Raw genomic sequence first — 18,779 nt, 5'->3', positions numbered from 1 at the left:
CCGACCGGCATCGTCGCCCTGCTCGTCGCCGCACTCGTCGCACTGCCGCGGCTGGCCCTCGCACGGGTGCGGAGCGACGACGGCGCCGAGCGGGGCGACGTCCCCGGCTGGGTGATGATCACCCTCATGTCCGCCGTGCTGGTCGCGGCCCTGCTCGCCATCGCCGCTCCCGCCCTGCAGGGACTGTTCGAACAGGCCATGCAGCAGGTGCAGCCCCGCCGATGAGATCGGCGGGGGCGGGCAAGGTCGCCGACGAGGTCGCCGCCGGTCGCCGGCAGCGCGAGGACGCCGAGCGGGGATCCGCCGTCGTCGACTTCGTGCTCGTCGGCGCGGTCCTCACGCTGCTCGCCATGTCCATCGTCCAGCTCGCCGTCATCCTGCACGTCCGGAACACGCTGATCGATGCCGCGAGTTCCGGTGCCCGTTACGGGGCCCTGGCCGACCGAACTGCTGGCGAGGGGCAGGAGCGCGCCCGGGAGCTCGTGCAGTCCACCCTGGGGGCGGACTACGCCGGGTCGGTGACGGCCGAGGAGACCCGCGACGGCGGTCGCCGCACCCTCACGATCGTCATCAGTGCGCCGATGCCCGTGCTCGGGTTGATAGGGCCGTCGGGGTCGCTCCGAGTACAGGGGCACGCCAGTGCAGGGCCATGACGCGGCGCACCGTGCATCGGCGTCCCCGCGGCCCTCCCTCGACGCGATACGTCGTCGTGTCACCGGTGCCCCCGGTGAGGCGGACAGCGGCAGTGCCGTCATCGAGTTCGTGGTGCTCGGGAGCCTCCTGGTGGTGCCGGTGGTGTACTTCATCCTCAGCCTCGGGGCCGTGCAGGCCGGGTCCTTCGCCGTCGTCGGAGCCGCCGATCAGGCCGCCAAGACCATCGCGCTGAGCGAGGCCGCGGCCGACACCGGTGCGGCCGAGGCCGCGGCGTCCACGACGATGGCCGACTTCGGCTTCGATCGGGGCGCGTACACCGTCGGCGTCGCGTGCTCGGACTCGCGGTGCAGCGAGCCGGGTTCCCGCGTCACCGTGACCGTCCGCCTGACCGTGCCGTTGCCCCTGGCGCCGTCGGTCGGCGGGTCGGCGCTCAGTGCCGCCACCGTCCAGTCCAGCGCCACCGAGATTCTCGGCAGGTTCCGGTGAGCCGCCGTCACCCGACAGCCCGCGCCGCGACGGACTGCGCGACGACGGGCCGCCGGGCAGCGACGAAGCGACGCGCCGATGACCGGGAGGCCGGTCAGATCACGGTGCTCATCATCGGGTTCGTGCTCCTGACCCTGCTGGTGACGAGCGTGGCCGCCGGCATCACCGCCGTCTACATCGAGCACAAGAAGCTGCTCGCGATCGCCGACTCGGCGGCGCTGGCCGCCGCGGACACCTTCGACCTGGCCGGGGACGGCGCGACGACCGCGCCTGTTCCGGTGCTGCGCTCGGACCGGGTGAGCGGGGCCGTTCGCGCCTACCTCGACGGCCTGGGTCCGGACGCGGCCGCCGACGGGTTGGCGATCGGCGCGGGAACCGGCACCTCCGACGGGCGGACCGCGCAGGTCGAGCTGCACGCCGTCGTCCGGCCCCCGCTGATCAGCATCGTCATGCCCGACGGCATCCCGATCACGGCGGTCGCGCAGGCCCGCGCCGAACTGCGGCAGTGACCGGCGAGCTGTGACGCCGACTCGACCGAACAGTGGGGAACGCCGACGCGGTGCTCAGTCCGCCCGGTCGGCCACCGGGAACTGCGCACCGGCCTGGATCGTGCGCCGTGCACGCACCTCGTAGTGGTCGCCGAGAACGGTGATGTCGGCGTCGCCGTCCCCGTCGGAGGAGAGGGTGTGGTCCTCGGACGCGCCCACGCCCACCTCGGCGCCCGCGCCGATCCGCGTGTCGATGTCCACGAGCGCCTTCGTCACCGTCGCGTCCTCGGCGACCCGCACACCGTCCATCAGCACGGAGGCCCGGACGGTGGCGCCCGCGGCGACGTTCACGCGCGGCCCGATCACCGAGTCGATCACCATGCCGTGGATCTCCGCGCCGGGGCTCACCAGGCTGTTGCTCACGCTCGCGTCCGCGGCGATGAACGCCGGCCGGGTCTGCGGCTGCGCCGTGTAGATCGGCCAGGCGGCATCGGCGACGTCGAACCCGGTGCCGCGCAGCAGTTCCTGGTGCGCCTCCCAGTAGCTCTCGATGGTGCCGACGTCCCGCCAGTAGGTCTCGAGCCGGTGCTCGACCACGGTGCCGTGCTCCACGAGGTGGGGCACCAACGCGTCCCCGTAGTCCTCGAGCTTCCCGTCCCGCTCCAGCAGCATCGCCAAGGTGTCCAGCAGCGCGTCCGCGTCGTAGAGGAACACCTCGGTGCCCACGAGCCTGCTCGCCGGCTCGTCCGGCTTGTACGCGAAGTCCGTGACCCGCCCGTCCTCGGTCTGCACCACGGAGAACCGGGACACGTCCCCGGAGAGCTGGGTGGTCACCATGGTCAGGTCCGCGCCCGCAGCGAGGTGGGTGTCGACGACGTCCCGGTAGTCCAGCCGGTAGAGATGGTCGGCGCTGAGGGTGAGCACGAGGTCCGGGTCGAGCTCGCGGATCAGCTCGGCCTGCCGGTACAGCGCGTCCGCGTTGCCCTGAGCGAAGCCCTCTCCGTCGTCGCCCTGAAACGGCGGCAGCAGCCGCAGCCCGCCGTGCGTGCGGTCCAGGTCCCACGGCCGGCCGTTGGCCACGTGCTCGTTGAGGTAGTGCGGCTGGAACTGCTCGATCACCCACACGTCCGTGATCCCGCTGTGCACGAGGTTGGAGAGCGGCACGTCGATCAGGTGGTACGAGCCGGCGAACGGCAGCGCCGGCTTGGCCTTCTCCGCCGTCAACGGGCCCATCCGACCGCCGGCACCTCCGGCGAGCAGCACGGCCAGGACGGTGGGGCGGGCACGGCCGGCACTCATGGGACTCCAGACGGGGAGGGGGGTGAATCCGCCGAGCGTAGCAGCGGGCCGTGGGAGGTGTCTGGGTCGCAGCCGGACACCGGACACCGTCGACGGCACCATCGGCCGGCCACGGTCGTCGGCCACGACACGCGTCCGTGATCAGCCCTTGACAAGGGACGGAACTTCTTGGACGCTTGTCCCACTTCAGGATGGGGGTCCCGGTCGTATCCGACGGCCGGCTGATTCGATCAGGCCGAGCATCCTCTCGAGTCAGGAGCACCGACGTGCCAGGACCCCAGCTCACCGACCAGCACACGCCGCACCTGACCGACGACGAGTCGATGTTCGGTGCGGCGTTGGAAGGTGCGGTGCTCGACGCTGGAGCAGTCCCGTCGGGCCACCTCGGGGAATCCTCCGACGACGCCGCGCTCGCGGCGGCCCTGGGGCTGGACGACTACCGGTTCTGCCTGAGCTGGCCGCAGGTCCAGCCCGACGGCGGCCTCGGCGGCAGTCTCGACCCCGCCGCCCTCGACCACTGGGACGCGCTCGTCGACCGGCTGCTCGCCGCCGGAGTCCGCCCCATCCCCACGCTGCACCACGGCGACCTGCCGCCGGGTCTCGAGGCCGCCGGCGGCTGGACCGGACCTCAGGTGGTCGAGCGGTTCACCGCATGGGCCGAGGCCGTCGCCGCCCGCCTCGGGGACCGCGTCGACACGTGGATCACCCTCAACGAGCCGGTCATGACGACGCTGCGGGGCGGCGCCGCAGGCGACCCCGACGCCGGTGCGCGCGCCCTGCGCGCCGCGACGCCCACCGCCGTCGCTCAACTGCTCGCCCACGCGACCGCCGCGCGGGCGATCCGCGCCACCCGGTACGACGCCCAGGTGGGCCTCGCCAACGACCATGCCCGGGTGCAGCCCGCCTCGGACCGGCCAGAGGACATCGCCGCCGCCGGCGTCTTCGACGTGCTCTACAACCGGCTCTACACCGACCCGGTGTTCTCCGGTGACGTCCCGCAACTGTCCGTGCTCGGCGGCGGCATCGACATCCCCGATGAGCACCGAGCGCTGATCGCCGGCTCGTGCGACTTCTACGGGGTGAACCTCTCCGCACCGCTGCGCATCGGCGCCACCACCGGGGCCGGCGCGGACGCTGCCCTGCCCTTCTGCCACCGACCCGGACCGACGAGCCCCGACGGCTCGGACCAGGCAGCCGGGACCGGCTGGATGACCCGGCCCGACGACCTGCGCGCGGTCCTGATCGACCTGCGCCTGCGGCACGCCGGCGCCCTGCCGCCCCTGCTCATCACCGAGAACGCCGCGACCTACCCGGCGCACTCCTCCCCGGCACAGCCGACTATGACCCGCGAGGACCTCGACCGCATCGACGTGCTCGCCGGCCACCTGCGCGCCGTCGCGGCGGCCCGGCGGGAGGGGCTCGACCTCCTCGGCTACTCCGTGCGGGTGCACGACGGCACGGCGGAGCGATCCAGCACGGCGGAGCGATCCGGCGCTGCCGACCGGCTCGTCGCCTCGTGACGGCCGGGGAAGCCGACTCGACGGCGGCCGGGACCGCGCTCCGGGGGGACGCGGTCCCGGAGCCGGGCCACCGCACCCCCGGCATCGGTGCGCGCTGGTTCCTCTCGTTCGGCGCCCTGTGGCTCGTCGTCTGGATGGCCCAGCTGACCCCGACGCAGCTGCTGCTGCCCCAGCAGGTCCGCACCGGTTCCGCCGACGCCGGGGGCAGCGGCTGGACCGGCGGCGTCATCGCGTTCGGCCTCATCTTCTCCGCGGTCGGCCTGCTGGCCCTCGTCTCCGCCCCGGTCATCGGACGCCTCTCGGACCGGCGCTCGGGGCGCCGCCGGCGGCCGTTCCTCGTCGGCGGCGTGGTCCTGGCCAGCGTCGGCATGGTCGCACTCGGCCTGCAGACGACCACGCCGGGCGTGCTCCTGGGCTGGCTCGCGGTCTCGCTCGGGATCGTCGCGGCGTCGACCGCGGCGACCGCGGTCGTCGCCGACCAGGTCCCGGCCGCGCGACGGGGCGTGGCCTCCGGCGTCATCGGGGCGACCCAGGCGGTCGGGCTGATCCTCGGCGTCGCGCTGTGCGTGCTGTTGGTCCTGACCGTGCAGGGAGGGTACTGGCTGCTCGCGGCGCTGCTGCTCGTCGTGGGCCTCGCCGGCGCGCTGCTCCTGCCGGACCCGCCGGCCGACGGGGTCGACGAGGCCGTCACGGTCACCGACACCGCCGACGAGACGGATGGGCCCGCGCCGACCGGCGGCGACGTCGTGACGGCCGACCCGGCGACCCACACGGGAACGCTGTCCCGTGCCACCCGTGCCACTCGCGCCGCCGTGACAGGTGCGCGGGACATCGCCGCCCGGCTGCGGGAGCAACGTCCGCTGCGTCTGGTGCTCGGCTGGACCGCGCTCGTGAACACCGGCAACGCCCTGGCCACCGGCCTGCTGCTGTTCTTCCTCGTCGACGGCCTGGGCATCGAGGAGACCGGTGCGAACGATCAGCTGCTCGCCGTCATCGCCGTCTACACCGTCTTCGTCGTCCTCGCCTCCTTCGTCGGCGGCTGGATCTCCGACCGCTGGGGCCGGCGTCGCCCGCTCGTGGCCGCGACCGCGGGTCTGCAGCTGATCGCGGCGGTGCTCATCGTCCTGGTGCCGTCCGTCGGGGGACTCACCGTCGCCGCGGCCCTGCTCGGCCTCTCCTACGGCGGCTTCAGCTCGGTGAACCTCGCCCTCGTCGTCGACGTGCTGCCGGACCGGCAGACGGTCGCCCGGGACATGAGCCTCGTGCAGATCGCGCAGAACGGCCCGCAGACCGTCGCCCCGGTGATCGGCGCGCTCGTCGTCGCCGCCACGGGAGGCTTCACCGCCCTGTTCGTCGTGACCGGCCTGCTCTCCGTCGCGGCCATGCTCGTCGTCGGCCGGCTGCGGGGGGTGCGCTGATGACCCGCGTGCCGGTCGAGGAACGCCGGGAGCAGCTGATCGCGGCCGCGATCGACGTGATCTGCGACGAGGGGGTGGCCGGGGCGTCGCTGCGGGCCATCGCCGCCCGCGCGGGGACGTCGCTGGCCTCGGTCCACTACGCGTTCGCGTCGCGCCTGGCCCTGCTGCAGGCGACCATCGAGCACCTGATCGACGCGTCCGCCCGCTCGGTCGCGGACCTGGAGGCGCCGCCCGAGGTGCCCCCGCGCGCCCTCATCGAGGCGCACCTGCGGGCCTACCTTGCCGACGTGCAGGCCCACCGCAACCGCGAGCTCGGGCTGCTCGAGCTCACCCTGACCGCCGTGCGCGACCCGAGCCTCAGCCCCCTTCCGGCCGAGCTGTACGGGCAGTTCTACGCGGCGGCGACGGGGATCGCGGAAGCCTTCGCGAAGCAGCTGGGCACCCCGTGGACGGTGCCGGTGCGCCGGGTCGCCCGCACCATCGTCATGATCACCGACGGCCTGGTGCTGTCGTGGCTCGCGACCGACGACGCCGAGGTGGCCGAGGACCTGATCGCCGCGGGCACGGACACGCTCGCGGCCCTGCTCGGCGCCGGTGACGGCGACGGGCGCCCGGCATGAGCGCCCGCCGGGGGACCGGCGCCCTGCTGGATCTGGCCGACCCCGGTCTGCTCGCCGAGGCTGCGCGGCGACCCTGGACCGACCCGGCGGCGTTCTGGCCGGCCCTGACCGCGGCGACGGCGGACCGGCCGGCCCCGCTCGCCGTCGTCAGCGCCGCGGCGCTCGCCCACAACGCGCACGACGTGCGCCGCCGGGTCCTCGCCGGCGCAAGGGCGCGGGCACACTCGGAGTCACCGGGTCCGGGAGCGCCGGGCGATCGGCGTGATGCGGCCGTGCCGACCATCCGGGTGGGCAGCAAGTCGGTCCGCACGCGCGGCCTGCTCGACGCCGTGCTCGCCCTGAACGGGTATGCCGGGGTCTTCGGGTACACGCTCGCCGAGGCGCTGCACCTGCATGCGCACGGCGTCGACGACGTCGTCGTCGGCTACCCGACCGCGGACGCGGAGGCGATCGCGCGGTTGTGCGCGGACGAGGCCGCCGCCGCGGCGATCACCGTGATGATCGACGACGTCGCCCAGCTCGACCTCATCGACGCGGTCCGCCCCGCGGGACGCCGGCCGGACCTCGCTGTCTGCCTCGACCTGGACCTCTCCCTCGACCTGCCCGGCCCGCTGCCGCGCGTGGGCGTGTGGCGATCACCGCTGCGGACGCCCGAGCAGGTGCGTGCGCTCGCCGAGGCCGTCACGCGCCGTGCCGGGTTCACCGTCACGGGGCTGCTCGGCTACGAGGCGCAGATCGCCGGCGTCCCGGACCGGCCCGCCAACCGGGCGCGTGGCCTCGTCGTTCGCCGCCTGCAGACCACGTCCCGGCATGACGTAGCCGACCGGCGGGCGCGCGCCGTGGACCTCGTCCGCGCGGTCGCGCCGCTGCGGTTCGTCAACGGCGGCGGCAGCGGCTCGGTCGAGTCGACGGCCGCCGACCCGTCCGTGACCGAGGTAACGGTCGGCTCCGCGCTGACCGGACCGCGCCTGTTCGACGCCTACGCGGCCTTCACGCCCGCACCCGCCACCGCGTTCGCCCTCGACGTCGTGCGCAACCCGTCGGCCGGCCGTGCCACCCTGCTCGGCGGCGGATGGATCGCCTCCGGTCCGCCCGCCGACGACCGGCAGCCCACCGTCGTGTGGCCCGCCGGCGCCCGGTTCGAGCCGCTCGAGGGCGCCGGCGAGGTGCAGACCCCGTTGCGGGTCCCGGCCGGAGCGTCCCTGACGCCCGGCGACCGCGTGTGGCTGCGGCACGCCAAGGGCGGCGAACTCGCCGAGCACGTCAACGAATACCTCGTCGTCGACGGCGGCCGGGTCCGCGACGCCTGGCCGACGTACCGCGGCGACGGGATGGCCTTCCTGTGACCCGCGCGCTGAGGGCCCGGGGGAGGGCCGTCGGATCCGTGCAGCGGTGGCACAACTGGGGCCGCACCGAGGCGGTCGAAGGCATTCGCGTCGTGCGCCCGGACGACACCGATGAGCTCGCGTCCCTGCTGGCCGACGGTTCGGCCCAGCACGTCCGGCCGCTGGGTAGCGGGCACTCCTTCAGCGGCATCGGCGCCCCCGAGGAGGTCGCACTCGACGTCGGCGCGTTCTCCGGCCTGCTCGCGGTCGACCGCGAGCGCCGGCGGGTGACCCTCGGAGCCGGCACCCACCTGTGGGAGATCCCCGGCCTCCTCTCCGGCCACCGGCTGGCCATGCAGAACCTCGGCGACATCGACCGGCAGACGCTCGCCGGCGCCCTCTCCACCGGCACCCACGGCACCGGCGCCGCATTCGGGGGCCTGTCCACCCAGGTGGTGGGCGTGACGCTCGTGACGGGGGACGGCCGCGTCCTGACCGTCGACGAGGACACCCAACCCGAGCTGCTGCCGTTCGTCCGGCTCGGCCTCGGCGCCCTCGGCGTGCTGACCGAGGTGACTCTGCAGTGCGTTCCGGCCTTCAGCCTGCGCGCCGAGGAGGCGACGCGCGATCTCGCGTCCCTGAACACCGACTGGGACGGCTGGTTCGACGGCGCGGACCACGCCGAGTTCCACTGGTTCCCGGGCACCGGCAGGGTCGTGACGAAGACGAACACCCGCCTGCCGGGCGACTCAGCGCTGGCGCCCCGCTCCCGGATCGGCCGGTGGGTGGGGGAGGAGCTGCTGGCCAACGCCGTCTTCGGCGGCCTCTGCGCGGTCAGCCGCCACCTCCCGCGCACGGTGCCGGTGATCAACCGGGTCGCCACCGCCGCGATGGGCCGGGGCACCTTCACCGAACCGTCCCCGCGGGTCTTCGCCGCTCCACGGCGCGTGCGCTTCCGGGAGATGGAGTACGCCGTGCCACGCGAGCAGATGCAGGAGGCCTTCGGCCGGATCCGGCGCCTCGCGGACGGGTGGCCCGAGCCCGTCGAGTTCCCCGTCGAGGTGCGCGTGGCCGCCGCTGACGACGTCGCCCTCTCCCCGGGCCACGGGCGGGACATCGGCTACATCGCCGTGCACCGTCACCTGCGCCGGGACCACACGGCGTATTTCGCCGCCGCCGAGCGGATCTTCGCGGACCACGACGGACGCCCGCACTGGGGCAAACTCCACCGGTTGGATGCCGACGACCTCGCGGCGCTCTACCCTCGATTCGAGGAGTTCCTCGCCGTCCGCGACCGGCTCGACCCCGCCCGGCGTCTCACCAACCCCTACCTGCGAAGGGTGCTCGGCTCATGACGACCTCGCACGACACCGCCACCGGCCCCGACATTGACACTGCGGCGACCGGCAATCCCGGTGACGACTCCGTCGCCTTGCCCGCCGGCCTGGACGTCCATCTCGAGCGACTCCGCGGGGTCGTGGACTCCGGTGCCACCGACGTGCCGTGGCGCCTGGCCGCCCTGCGCCGGCTGCGGCGGATGCTCGTCGACGCCGGCGACGAACTCGCGGACGCCCTGGCCGCGGACCTCGGCAAGCCCCGGCGCGAGTCGGCGATCAGCGAGATCGGCGTCGTCATCGGCGACCTGGACGACGTGCTGCGCCGGGTCCGCCGGTCCGCCCGGCCCCGGCCCGTGTCCGTCCCGCTCGTGCTCGCACCCGCGACCGCCTGGGTCCGGCGCCAGCCCTACGGGCTCGCGCTCGTCATCGCGCCCTGGAATTACCCGCTCAACCTCGCGCTCGCCCCGATCGTGGGCGCGCTCGGCGCCGGCAACACGGTCGTGCTCAAGCCGAGCGAGCTCGCGCCCGCGACGAGCGCGACGTTGGCCCGGCTGCTGCGCCGCTACGTCGGCGACGACGCCGTCGTGGTGGTCGAGGGCGGCGCCGCCGAGACCACCGCACTGCTGCAACGCCGGTTCGACCTCGTCGTCTACACCGGCGGCGCCCGCGTGGGCCGCATCGTCGCTGAGGCCGCCGCCCGGCACCTCACCCCGACCGTGCTCGAGCTCGGCGGGAAGTCGCCGGTCTGGGTCGACGAGACCGCGGACCTGGACGTCGCCGCGGACCGGATCGTGTGGGGCAAGCTGATGAACGTCGGCCAGACCTGCGTGGCGCCGGACCACGTCCTGTGCACGCCCGCCGTCGCCGAGCGCCTCGTGCCGCGGTTGGAGGCGGCGATCACCCGGATGTACGGCGCGGACCCGCGGCGCAGCCCCGACTACGGCCGGGCCGTCACCGTCGATGCGGCCCGCCGGCTCCGGGCGATGGCCGGCCTCGGCCCAGCGCCGGACGCGGACCCCCGCTACGTGCCGCCCGTCGTGCTCACCGGTGCGGCCGCCACGCCGGCCATGACGGAGGAGATCTTCGGGCCGCTGCTGCCCGTCGTCACCGTCGACCCCGCCGACCCGGTCACGGACGCGATCGCCCGCATCCGGGCGGGGGAGAAGCCGCTGGCCCTCTACCTCTTCACCCGCTCGGCCGACGTCCGGCGACGGTTCACGCGCGAGACGAGCTCCGGCGCGCTCGGCATCAACGTCACCGTGGTGCACCAGACCGTGCCGGGCCTGCCGTTCGGCGGGGTGGGCGGCAGCGGGTACGGCAACTACCACGGCCGCTGGTCCCTCGCGACCTTCTCCCACGACCGGGCGATCCTGGCCAAGCCGACCCGGCCCGACACCCTCAAGGTCGCCTACCCGCCGTATCGCCGGCTCACCGACGTCGTCTACGGACTGCAGGCGCGCCGTCCCCGGGACTGGGGTCGCCGTCGTCCACCCCGGGCCTGATCCGCCCGGGGCACGGGCGGTGCGGCGGGGTGCCGTAGGCTGGTGGCACCATGGCAGCCACTGATTTTCCCGCTGAGATCGCCCAGCTCCGGTCCACCTTCGCCAGCATCGAGAACGTCGTCGATGTCGAGAAGGTGCGCGCCGAGATCGCCGAGCTGAGCGAGCAGGCCGGCGCCCCGGACCTCTGGGACGACCCCGAGTCCGCCCAGCAGGTCACCAGCAAGCTCTCGCACCGGCAGTCCGACCTGGAGCGGGTCGAGAGGCTCGGCTCTCGCATCGACGACCTCGAGGTGCTGGTCGAGCTGGCCGGCGAGGAGGACGACGAGGACACCCGCGCCGAGGCCGAGCGGGAGCTCACCTCGATCAAGAAGTCGCTGAGCGATCTCGAGGTCGTGACCCTGCTCTCGGGCGAGTACGACGAGCGGGAAGCGGTCGTCACCATCCGCTCCGGCGCCGGGGGCGTCGACGCCGCGGACTTCGCCGAGATGCTCATGCGCATGTACCTGCGCTGGGCCGAGCGGCACGGCTACCCGACGTCGGTCCTGGACACCTCCTACGCGGAGGAGGCCGGCCTGAAGTCGGCGACGTTCGAGGTCAAATCCCCCTACGCGTTCGGCACCCTGTCCGTCGAGGCCGGCACCCACCGCCTCGTGCGGATCAGCCCGTTCGACAACCAGGGCCGCCGCCAGACCTCCTTCGCCGCGGTCGAGGTGATCCCGCTGATCGAGCAGACCGACAGCATCGAGATCCCCGAGTCCGACCTGAAGATCGACGTGTTCCGCTCCTCGGGCCCCGGCGGTCAGTCCGTCAACACGACCGACTCCGCGGTGCGCATGACCCACCTGCCCACGGGCACCGTCGTCTCGATGCAGAACGAGAAGTCCCAGATCCAGAACCGCGCCGCCGCGCTGCGCGTCATGCAGTCCCGCCTGCTGCTGCTGAAGAAGGAGCAGGAGGACGCCGAGAAGAAGGCGCTCGCCGGCGACGTCAAGGCCTCGTGGGGCGACCAGATGCGCTCCTACGTGCTCAACCCGTACCAGATGGTCAAGGACCTGCGCACCGAGCACGAGGTCGGCAACACCGCCGCCGTGCTCGACGGCGAGATCGACGACTTCATCGACGCCGGCATCCGCTGGCGGGCCGCGGCGCGCACCACCGCCGAGTAGCCGGACCCACCCCGATCCACCCGGGTTGTCCCCAGTCGGACGGGCACCCGGACCCTGCGGATGCCGGTGATGGCATGATGATGCCGTGAGGCCTCGGGGGCGAGGGCTCATGCATTCCGCGGCAGGGCCGCGGGGGTCGGCACGCCCGGTGACGGGGGCGGGGCCGACAGATCCGCACGTGGGGGCCGCCCGGCGCGTACCTGCCCCTTCGGGAAAGCAGTGATTCGGGAAAGCAGAGTCCAATGGAGCCGTTCCTCACCCGGTCGTACCGCCAGGACCGGATCGCCGTGCGCGGAGGCGACCTGACCGTGGGCGTGTGGGAACCCGTCGCGGGCCTCGACGACGACGCCGTGGCCGCCGTCACGCCGCACCCGCCGATCACCCCCACCACCGGATACACCGCCGTCGAGCCGCCGGCCGCGGCGGAGGTCCCCACGGGGCCGCGCACCATCCTGCTGCTGCACGGGCTGACCGGGCACCACCAGGCCTTCCTGGCCGTCGCCGACCGACTGGACGCGTACCGCGTCCTCGCGCCCGATCTGCGCGGCCGGGGTCAGAGCTACCCCCTGCTCGGCCCGTACGGCATGGCCGCCCACGCGGACGACCTCGCCCAGGTCCTCGAGGCCGAGGAGGCGCGGGACGTCGTCGTCGTCGGCTACTCGATGGGCGGGCTCGCCGCGCTCGTTCTCGCGCACCGGTACCCGGGCCTGGTGCAGTCGCTGGTGCTGCTGGACATGTGGCTGCCCCGGCTCGCCTTCCCGAGCGAGGACCGCGACGCGACCGTCTCGCACATCTTCGCGCCGCTGTTCGCCACGATCGAGCGCCGGTACGCCAGCCTCGACGAGTACCACCGCTTCTGGGAACGGTCCGGACGGTTCGACGCCCCGCTGTCCGAGCAGGCGCGTGCCGCGCTCGACTACGCGCTGCACGGCCGGGAGCCCGAACTCGGGATCCGGGTCCAGCAGCGTGCCGCGTGGGACGACGCGATCGAGGTGATGGGCGCGGAGGACGTGCTCGCCGCGCTCAACGGCCTGTCCCACCCGGCCCGCCTGCTCTGGCACCGTGCGGGCCACGCGGAGGGCGCCGCCGCCTGGGACATCGCGGACAGTGCCGAGTCCTGGGCGTCCCTGCTGCCCACGCTGACCGCCGTCGAGTACCCGGCCGACCGGCGCATCCCGCTCTTCACCGACGACGGCGTCGCCCGCATCCGCGCAGCCGTCGACGAGCTCGCCCGCTCCTGAGACCCACGACCGCGACCCGCCGGGCGACACACCGGCACGGCTCACGGAGCACCGGTGGCCTCCGCCCTACACTCGAACCGCCGAGGCCCCTGATCCCAGGTACGGTCCTGCCTCGGTGCCGTGGGGCGGGCCGGGAGCAGCACAGCGCGCATGATCCGATTCGACAGTGTCACGAAGGTCTACGACGACACGTCGCGCCCGGCCCTCGACGGCATCACCACCGAGATCGACCGGGGCCAGTTCACCTTCCTCGTCGGCGCCTCCGGGTCCGGCAAGTCCACGTTCATCCGGCTCGTCCTCAAGGAGGAGGCACCGTCGCGGGGCTCCGTGTACGTGGCGGGCCAGAACGTCTCGACCATCGCGCCCTGGCGCGTGCCCCGGTTCCGGCGCGGCATCGGCGTCGTGTTCCAGGACTTCCGGCTGCTGCCGAACAAGACGGTGGCCGGCAACGTCGCCTTCGCCATGCAGGTGCTCGGCAAGAGCCGCACCATGATCAAGCAGACGGTCCCCACCGTCCTGGAGACCGTGGGACTGGAGGGCAAGGACGGCCGGTTCCCGCACGAGCTCTCCGGCGGTGAGCAGCAGCGCGTGGCCATCGCCCGCGCCATCGTCAACCGGCCGGCCATCCTGCTCGCGGACGAGCCGACCGGCAACCTGGACCCGGCCACCTCGATGGGCATCATGAAGATCCTCGAGCGCATCAACCAGAACGGCACCACCGTCGTCATGGCCACCCACGACGGCATGATCGTCAACGAGATGCGTCGCCGGGTCATCGAGCTGAACAACGGCGCCATCGTCCGCGACGACGCCGAGGGCATCTACGAGGGCGCCCGGTGAGGGCCGCCTTCATCCTGGGGGAGATCGGCCACGGGCTGCGCCGCAACCTCACCATGGTGGTCTCCATCGTCCTGGTCACCTTCGTCTCCCTGACCTTCGTCGGCGCCGCCGCGCTGCTGCAGATGCAGATCAACCAGATGAAGGGCTACTGGTACGACAAGGTCGAGATCTCCCTCTTCCTGTGCCAGCAGGGCTCCGTGTCCCCGACCTGTGCCTCCGGGGCGGTGACCGAACAGCAGCGCGAGGCGATCGCCGCCCAGCTGCAGTCGCCGACGTTCGCCCCCTACGTCGCCTCGGCCCACTTCGAGTCCTCGGCCGAGGCGTTCACCCACTTCAAGGAGCAGTTCAAGAACTCGCCGATCGTGGACACGGTCACGGCGGACCAGCTGCCCTCCTCGTTCCGCATCCAGCTGAAGGACCCGACGAAGTTCGACGTCATCCGGGAGGGCTTCTCCTCGACCCCGGGCGTCGACACCGTCAACGACCAGCGGGAACTGCTCGAACCGCTCTTCTCGAAACTGAACCAGGCCTCCGTGTTCGCGCTCGTGACGGCCGGCATCATGATCGTCTGCGCGGTGCTGCTGATCGCCACCACCATCCGGCTCTCGGCGTTCAGCCGCCGGCGCGAGACCGGCATCATGCGGCTCGTGGGTGCCTCCAAGTCGGTGATCCAGCTGCCGTTCGTGCTCGAGGGCATCATCGCGGCGACCATCGGCTCGGTGCTCGCCTCGGCGGCGCTGTGGTCCTTCACCCGGTTCTACGTCGAGGACTACCTCAGCCGGGAGAGCCAGGACCTCGCGTTCATCTCGTCCAACGACGCGCTGCTCGTCGCACCCGCCCTCATCGTGCTCGGCATCGTCCTGTCCGGCGCCTCGTCCGTGCTCACCCTCCGTCGCTACCTGAAGGTGTGAGCGTGGCTCCTTCGATCCACCCGGACCCGACGTCGTCGTGCCCGGTGACCCGGACCGCCCGCAGGACCGCACGCGGGACCGCCCGCTGGGCGTCCGTCACCGCCGCCGCCGTGCTCGCCGCGGGCCTGACCGCGGTCGGCACCCCCGCCACGGCGGACGACCTCGACAACCGGCAGTCCGCCCTCGAGCAGGAGGCGCGCGACGTCGGCGAGGCGATGGAGAACCTCGACGCCGGGATCACCCGGTCCATCGCGCAGCTGCGCGTCTACCAGAAGCAGTTGCCCGGCGCCCGGGCCGCGCTCGCCCAGGCGCAGGCGAAGGTGGCCGCCGCCACGCGGGAGGTCGAGTCCCAGTCGGCACGACTCACACTCGCGGAGCAGTCCAAGGCGGACCTGGACGCCCAGCTTCGCCGTGACCGGCAGTCGGCGGACCGGACGCGCCGGGCCATCGGCGCCATCGCGGCGCAGGCCTACAAGAACGGCGGCCTGTCCAGCAACGTCTCGCTCGTGCTCGGTACCGGCGACGGGCAGGACCTGACCGACAGCATCCGGCTCGCCGACGCCGCCCTGCGCAGCCAGAGCACCGCGCTGAGCGCGTGGACGCAGCAGCAGGCGACCGACCAGAATGCCGCCGCCCGGCTGCGGGCCGTCCAGGACGAGATCCAGCAGCTCAAGGCGAAGGCCGAGGCCGCCCTCGCGGCGGAGCAGGCGGCCCGTGATGCGGCGGCCGCGCGGAAGACGAACGTGGACCGGCTCGTCAGCCGCAGCGCCACCCTGACGGCGCGGCTGAAGGCCAGGCGGCCGCAGATCAGCCGGCAGCTGGCGCGGGTCGAGGCGGACCAGGCGCAGGTGCGCAACCAGATCGCCGAGCGGCAGCGCCGGGAACTGGAGGCGGCCCGGCAACGCGCGGCCGCCGAGGCCGCCGCGCGTGCCGCCGCCGCAGCCGCCGCCCGGCAACGAGCCGCTGCCGCGGCCGCCGCAGCGGGCCGGGCCCTCGCACCCGCGCCGGTCGAGAACGACCCGGCACCGGCCCCGTCCGGGGGGTTCGGCTTCATCCACCCGGTACCGGCGGGCGTGCCCGTCACGTCCCCGTACGGGCTTCGTCCCGTCCCGAAGGGCACCATCGACTTCACCGGGACCGGCACCTACCTGCACACCGGCCAGGACTTCGGTGCGGCCTGCGGCACGCCGTTGCTCGCCCCGGCCGACGGGGAGGTCATGTTCGCCGACGGCGCGGTGCCGACCGGCGGCAATCGCATCGTGCTCAGCCACGGCATCATCGGCGGCAACGCCGTCTCCACGATCTACTATCACCTCACCTCGTCCCTGGTGCACCCGGGCCAGCACGTCACGCAGGGCCAGACCATCGGCTTCACCGGGAGCACCGGCAACTCGACGGGCTGCCACCTGCACTTCGAGGTCATGGTCAACGGCTCCCTCGTGAATCCCTCGCCGTACCTCTGATGGCGCCCTGACGGCACGTCGACGCGGCGCGTAGACTGGTGAGTCGCCCAACCGGGCGACGGTGGCCGCCTGGCCGCCCGCATGTACCCACGGCGCGACGGTGATCCGTCGCGCCACCCCGGCAGGAGGAAGCCGTGCCCCAGGACCGTGGCGCCCGCGACGGCGGCAAGACCGTGGCGTTGAACCGGAAGGCCCGGCACGACTACCTGATCTCCGACACGTTCGAGGCCGGTCTCGTGCTGCAGGGCACCGAGGTCAAGTCGCTGCGCGAGGGGCACGCCAACCTCACCGACGGGTTCGCCGTCTTCTACAACGACGAGTTGTGGCTCGAGGGCGTCCACATCCCCGAGTACAGCCAGGGCAGCTGGACCAACCACACCGCGCGCCGCCGCCGGAAGCTGCTGCTGCACCGGGAGCAGCTGATCAAGATCTCGCAGAAGACGCGGGAGTCCGGTTACACGATCGTGCCGCTCTCGCTGTACTTCGTGGGCGGTCGCGCCAAGGTCGAGATCGGCATCGGCCGCGGCAAGCGCGACTACGACAAGCGGCAGTCCCTGCGCGAGGCGCAGGACAACCGCGAGGCCGCCCGCGAGATGCGAGCGCGCAACCGTCGTGGCTGACCGCCGCCCGGCGACGCGACCGGCGGGCAAGCAGTCGGGCACGCAGACGGGTCAGCGGCCCACGCGGAATCTGCGGGGCGCCTCCGCCGGGGGACCGGCGCCGCCGGCGTCCATGCCGTGGTGGACGACGACGCTCATCGTGCTGGACCTCATCTGGCTCGTCTTCACCCTGCTCGGCACGACCATCACCTACGCGCTGGCCTCCTTCGTCGACCAGACGTTCTCGTGGTACCTGCTCATGGTCCTCGTCCTGGCCGCCTACGCCGCGTTCGTCGCCGTGCCGGTGAGCGCGGTGCTCGCCGTCCTGCTCATCCGGCAGCGCCGCTGGCCCTGGTTGCTGGTGCCCGCGCTCGTGATCGGCGCCGTCATCGTCGGCTTCCTCGCGGCCACCTGACCGCTGACCCGGGCGTGCGACCGCGGGCCGGGAGCGGGAAGACGCCGGCCCTCGCGTGCGTTATGCTGGATGGTCCGGACATGTTCCGGACGGATGTCGCGACCCGGGTCACCGGGAATCGGCGTTTGGCAACTGCATACGGGGATGACAGGTTTCGACGATGTGAGTTGCGACAGGGGAAGCGGGCCGAGGATGCAGAGTCATCTCGTCAACGCTCTCTGCAAACCAACAAGTGCCAATTCTAAGCGCACTGACTTCGCTCTCGCTGCCTGAGCAGCCAGAATGAGTCCGTCAGCCCGGGGGTGCTCCCGCCCCGGTGACTGGCGTCGATCAGGGAGCCACTGCCCTCAGTCCAGGCCGCAGGGACTGAGGGGACACTGATGCGGCTGGGCCCGGGTCAGCCACCTGTCTGCAGGATGGCTGGGGCCGAGAAAACCCGACGCAGACTGCGCCCGGAGAAGTCCTGACAACACCACATCGGACGGGGGTTCGATTCCCCCCATCTCCACTCATCCCATTCGTCACCCGCCTCGCTGGGTCGGCGCAACGGCCACGGGCCGGCACCTCTCGGGTGCCGGCCCGTGGTCGTTCCCGGTGCTGATCATGACGCCGCGCGCCGGATCGTCAGCATGCTGTCATGATCGAGTCCTAGACTCGGAATCATGCCGACCATCGAGCTGACCAGCGACAACACCACGACCACGAACGGAACCGGGCAGGCCGTGACCGCCTGGCTCGCCGAGCCCGCCCCGGACGCGCCCGTGCGTGGCGGCCTCGTGCTGATCGAGGAGGTGTGGGGCGTCAACGACCACATCACCGACGTCGCGGGCCGGCTCGCCGCCGAGGGCTACGTCGTCATCGCCCCCGAGATCCTGGCCCTCGGCGTCGACCTGGAGGAGGCCGCCGAACTCGGCCGGATCCGCTCCCATGGCACCGACGAGGAGCGCCACGCGATCCAGCCCCGCTTCCGGGAGCTGCTCGCCCCCACGCGGTCGCCCGAGTTCGCGCGCGCCGCGACCGCGGCACTGCGCACCGCCGTCGACCGCCTGCTCTCCGACAGCCGGGTCGACGGGCGCGTGGGTGTGCTCGGCTTCTGCTTCGGCGGCACCTACAGCCTCGCTCTCGCGGCGGCCGACGACCGGCTACGTGCGGCGGTGAGCTGGTACGGCGCCCCGATGGACGCGGACCAGCTGCGCACGGTGACCTGCCCGGTGCTCGCGTTCTACGGCGAGGAGGACGAGCAGGTGACAGCCAGCCGGCCGCAGGTGGAGGAGGCGCTCGGCGCGATCGGTGTCCCGTTCGAGGGCATCGTCTACCCCGAGGCCGGGCACGCGTTCTTCAACGACACCAACCCGCTCGCCTACCGTGCCGAACCGGCTGCGGACTCCTGGCGCCGGACGCTGGACTTCCTCGCGGCCAACCTGCCGGGCGGTCGTTGAGCCGCCCGCAGGGCACCGCCCGGCCCGGGCGCTGCCATCCTGCCGGGTCCTAGACT

19 protein-coding genes and 1 other RNA gene are annotated in these 18,779 nt (G+C 73.0%); 19 read left to right on the top strand and 1 reads right to left on the bottom strand.

Translation table 11 applies throughout. The features are described from left to right. Nucleotides 1-42: 42 nt before the first annotated feature. Genes V6N00_RS14930 through V6N00_RS14915 form a run of 4 tightly spaced genes read left to right on the top strand, consistent with a single transcriptional unit; the run spans nt 43 to nt 1,649 of the window. The gene (locus tag V6N00_RS14930) at nt 43-225 is read left to right on the top strand and encodes a hypothetical protein (RefSeq protein WP_334233662.1); all 183 of its coding nucleotides are present in this window, start codon (nt 43-45) and stop codon (nt 223-225) included. Further along, nucleotides 222-653 (top strand): TadE/TadG family type IV pilus assembly protein, encoded by a 432-nt coding sequence (locus V6N00_RS14925; protein WP_334233513.1) that lies wholly within the window; start codon nt 222-224, stop codon nt 651-653. The genes V6N00_RS14930 and V6N00_RS14925 overlap by 4 nt, the downstream gene beginning before the upstream one ends. After that, nucleotides 640-1,140: a hypothetical protein gene (locus V6N00_RS14920; protein ID WP_334233511.1), complete on the top strand. Its 501-nt coding sequence runs from the start codon at nt 640-642 to the stop codon at nt 1,138-1,140. Before V6N00_RS14925 ends, V6N00_RS14920 begins: the two co-directional genes overlap by 14 nt. After that, complete coding sequence (locus V6N00_RS14915) at nt 1,137-1,649, top strand: pilus assembly protein TadG-related protein (protein ID WP_334233510.1); 513 nt, start codon at nt 1,137-1,139, stop codon at nt 1,647-1,649. Before V6N00_RS14920 ends, V6N00_RS14915 begins: the two co-directional genes overlap by 4 nt. Nucleotides 1,650-1,703: 54 nt before the next feature. On the opposite strand, the gene V6N00_RS14910 is transcribed toward V6N00_RS14915, so the two are convergent. Beyond that, the gene (locus V6N00_RS14910) at nt 1,704-2,927 is read right to left on the bottom strand and encodes a glucose-1-phosphate adenylyltransferase family protein (RefSeq protein WP_334233508.1); all 1,224 of its coding nucleotides are present in this window, start codon (nt 2,925-2,927) and stop codon (nt 1,704-1,706) included. A gap of 266 nt (nt 2,928-3,193) precedes the next feature. On the opposite strand from V6N00_RS14910, the gene V6N00_RS14905 reads away from it, so the two are divergent. From V6N00_RS14905 to V6N00_RS14835, 15 genes are all read left to right on the top strand, one after another. Next, entirely contained in the window at nt 3,194-4,447 is a 1,254-nt protein-coding gene (locus V6N00_RS14905; protein ID WP_334233506.1) for a family 1 glycosylhydrolase, read from the top strand. Beyond that, nucleotides 4,444-5,865: an MFS transporter gene (locus tag V6N00_RS14900; protein ID WP_334233503.1), complete on the top strand. Its 1,422-nt coding sequence runs from the start codon at nt 4,444-4,446 to the stop codon at nt 5,863-5,865. The genes V6N00_RS14905 and V6N00_RS14900 overlap by 4 nt, the downstream gene beginning before the upstream one ends. Next, complete coding sequence (locus V6N00_RS14895) at nt 5,865-6,485, top strand: TetR/AcrR family transcriptional regulator (RefSeq protein ID WP_334233501.1); 621 nt, start codon at nt 5,865-5,867, stop codon at nt 6,483-6,485. Before V6N00_RS14900 ends, V6N00_RS14895 begins: the two co-directional genes overlap by 1 nt. Next, nucleotides 6,482-7,831: an alanine racemase gene (locus V6N00_RS14890; protein ID WP_334233499.1), complete on the top strand. Its 1,350-nt coding sequence runs from the start codon at nt 6,482-6,484 to the stop codon at nt 7,829-7,831. The genes V6N00_RS14895 and V6N00_RS14890 overlap by 4 nt, the downstream gene beginning before the upstream one ends. Before the next feature lie 38 nt (nt 7,832-7,869). After that, a complete protein-coding gene (locus tag V6N00_RS14885) occupies nt 7,870-9,165 on the top strand; it encodes a D-arabinono-1,4-lactone oxidase (protein WP_334233497.1) in 1,296 nt (431 codons plus the stop codon). After that, nucleotides 9,162-10,649: an aldehyde dehydrogenase family protein gene (locus V6N00_RS14880; RefSeq protein ID WP_334233495.1), complete on the top strand. Its 1,488-nt coding sequence runs from the start codon at nt 9,162-9,164 to the stop codon at nt 10,647-10,649. The genes V6N00_RS14885 and V6N00_RS14880 overlap by 4 nt, the downstream gene beginning before the upstream one ends. Before the next feature lie 50 nt (nt 10,650-10,699). Further along, nucleotides 10,700-11,815, top strand: coding sequence for a peptide chain release factor 2 (gene prfB, locus V6N00_RS14875; RefSeq protein ID WP_334233493.1), 1,116 nt, complete (start codon nt 10,700-10,702; stop codon nt 11,813-11,815). A gap of 242 nt (nt 11,816-12,057) precedes the next feature. Next, complete coding sequence (locus V6N00_RS14870; RefSeq protein ID WP_334233491.1) at nt 12,058-13,056, top strand: alpha/beta fold hydrolase; 999 nt, start codon at nt 12,058-12,060, stop codon at nt 13,054-13,056. Nucleotides 13,057-13,206: 150 nt separating this feature from the next. After that, nucleotides 13,207-13,896 carry a cell division ATP-binding protein FtsE gene (ftsE, locus tag V6N00_RS14865; protein WP_334233489.1) on the top strand — a complete coding sequence of 230 codons (690 nt, stop codon included), beginning with the start codon at nt 13,207-13,209 and terminating at the stop codon, nt 13,894-13,896. After that, on the top strand, nt 13,893-14,807 hold the full coding sequence (gene ftsX / locus V6N00_RS14860; protein WP_334233488.1) for a permease-like cell division protein FtsX: 915 nt from the start codon (nt 13,893-13,895) through the stop codon (nt 14,805-14,807). The genes ftsE and ftsX overlap by 4 nt, the downstream gene beginning before the upstream one ends. A gap of 2 nt (nt 14,808-14,809) precedes the next feature. After that, nucleotides 14,810-16,270: a peptidoglycan DD-metalloendopeptidase family protein gene (locus tag V6N00_RS14855; RefSeq protein ID WP_334233487.1), complete on the top strand. Its 1,461-nt coding sequence runs from the start codon at nt 14,810-14,812 to the stop codon at nt 16,268-16,270. A 134-nt stretch (nt 16,271-16,404) separates the two neighbouring features. Further along, nucleotides 16,405-16,890: an SsrA-binding protein SmpB gene (gene smpB / locus V6N00_RS14850; protein ID WP_334233485.1), complete on the top strand. Its 486-nt coding sequence runs from the start codon at nt 16,405-16,407 to the stop codon at nt 16,888-16,890. Beyond that, entirely contained in the window at nt 16,883-17,284 is a 402-nt protein-coding gene (locus tag V6N00_RS14845) for a hypothetical protein (RefSeq protein ID WP_334233483.1), read from the top strand. The genes smpB and V6N00_RS14845 overlap by 8 nt, the downstream gene beginning before the upstream one ends. A 140-nt stretch (nt 17,285-17,424) precedes the next feature. Then, nucleotides 17,425-17,795: a transfer-messenger RNA gene (gene ssrA / locus V6N00_RS14840) on the top strand. Between the two features lie 151 nt (nt 17,796-17,946). Further along, nucleotides 17,947-18,723 (top strand): dienelactone hydrolase family protein, encoded by a 777-nt coding sequence (locus V6N00_RS14835; protein ID WP_334233481.1) that lies wholly within the window; start codon nt 17,947-17,949, stop codon nt 18,721-18,723. The last annotated feature ends 56 nt before the right edge of the window (nt 18,724-18,779 follow it).

Origin of the sequence: Tersicoccus mangrovi, assembly GCF_036881825.1 — a bacterium.
In the GTDB taxonomy this organism is placed as follows: domain Bacteria; phylum Actinomycetota; class Actinomycetes; order Actinomycetales; family Micrococcaceae; genus Tersicoccus; species Tersicoccus mangrovi.
This window is presented reverse-complemented; position numbering and strand designations above follow the sequence as displayed.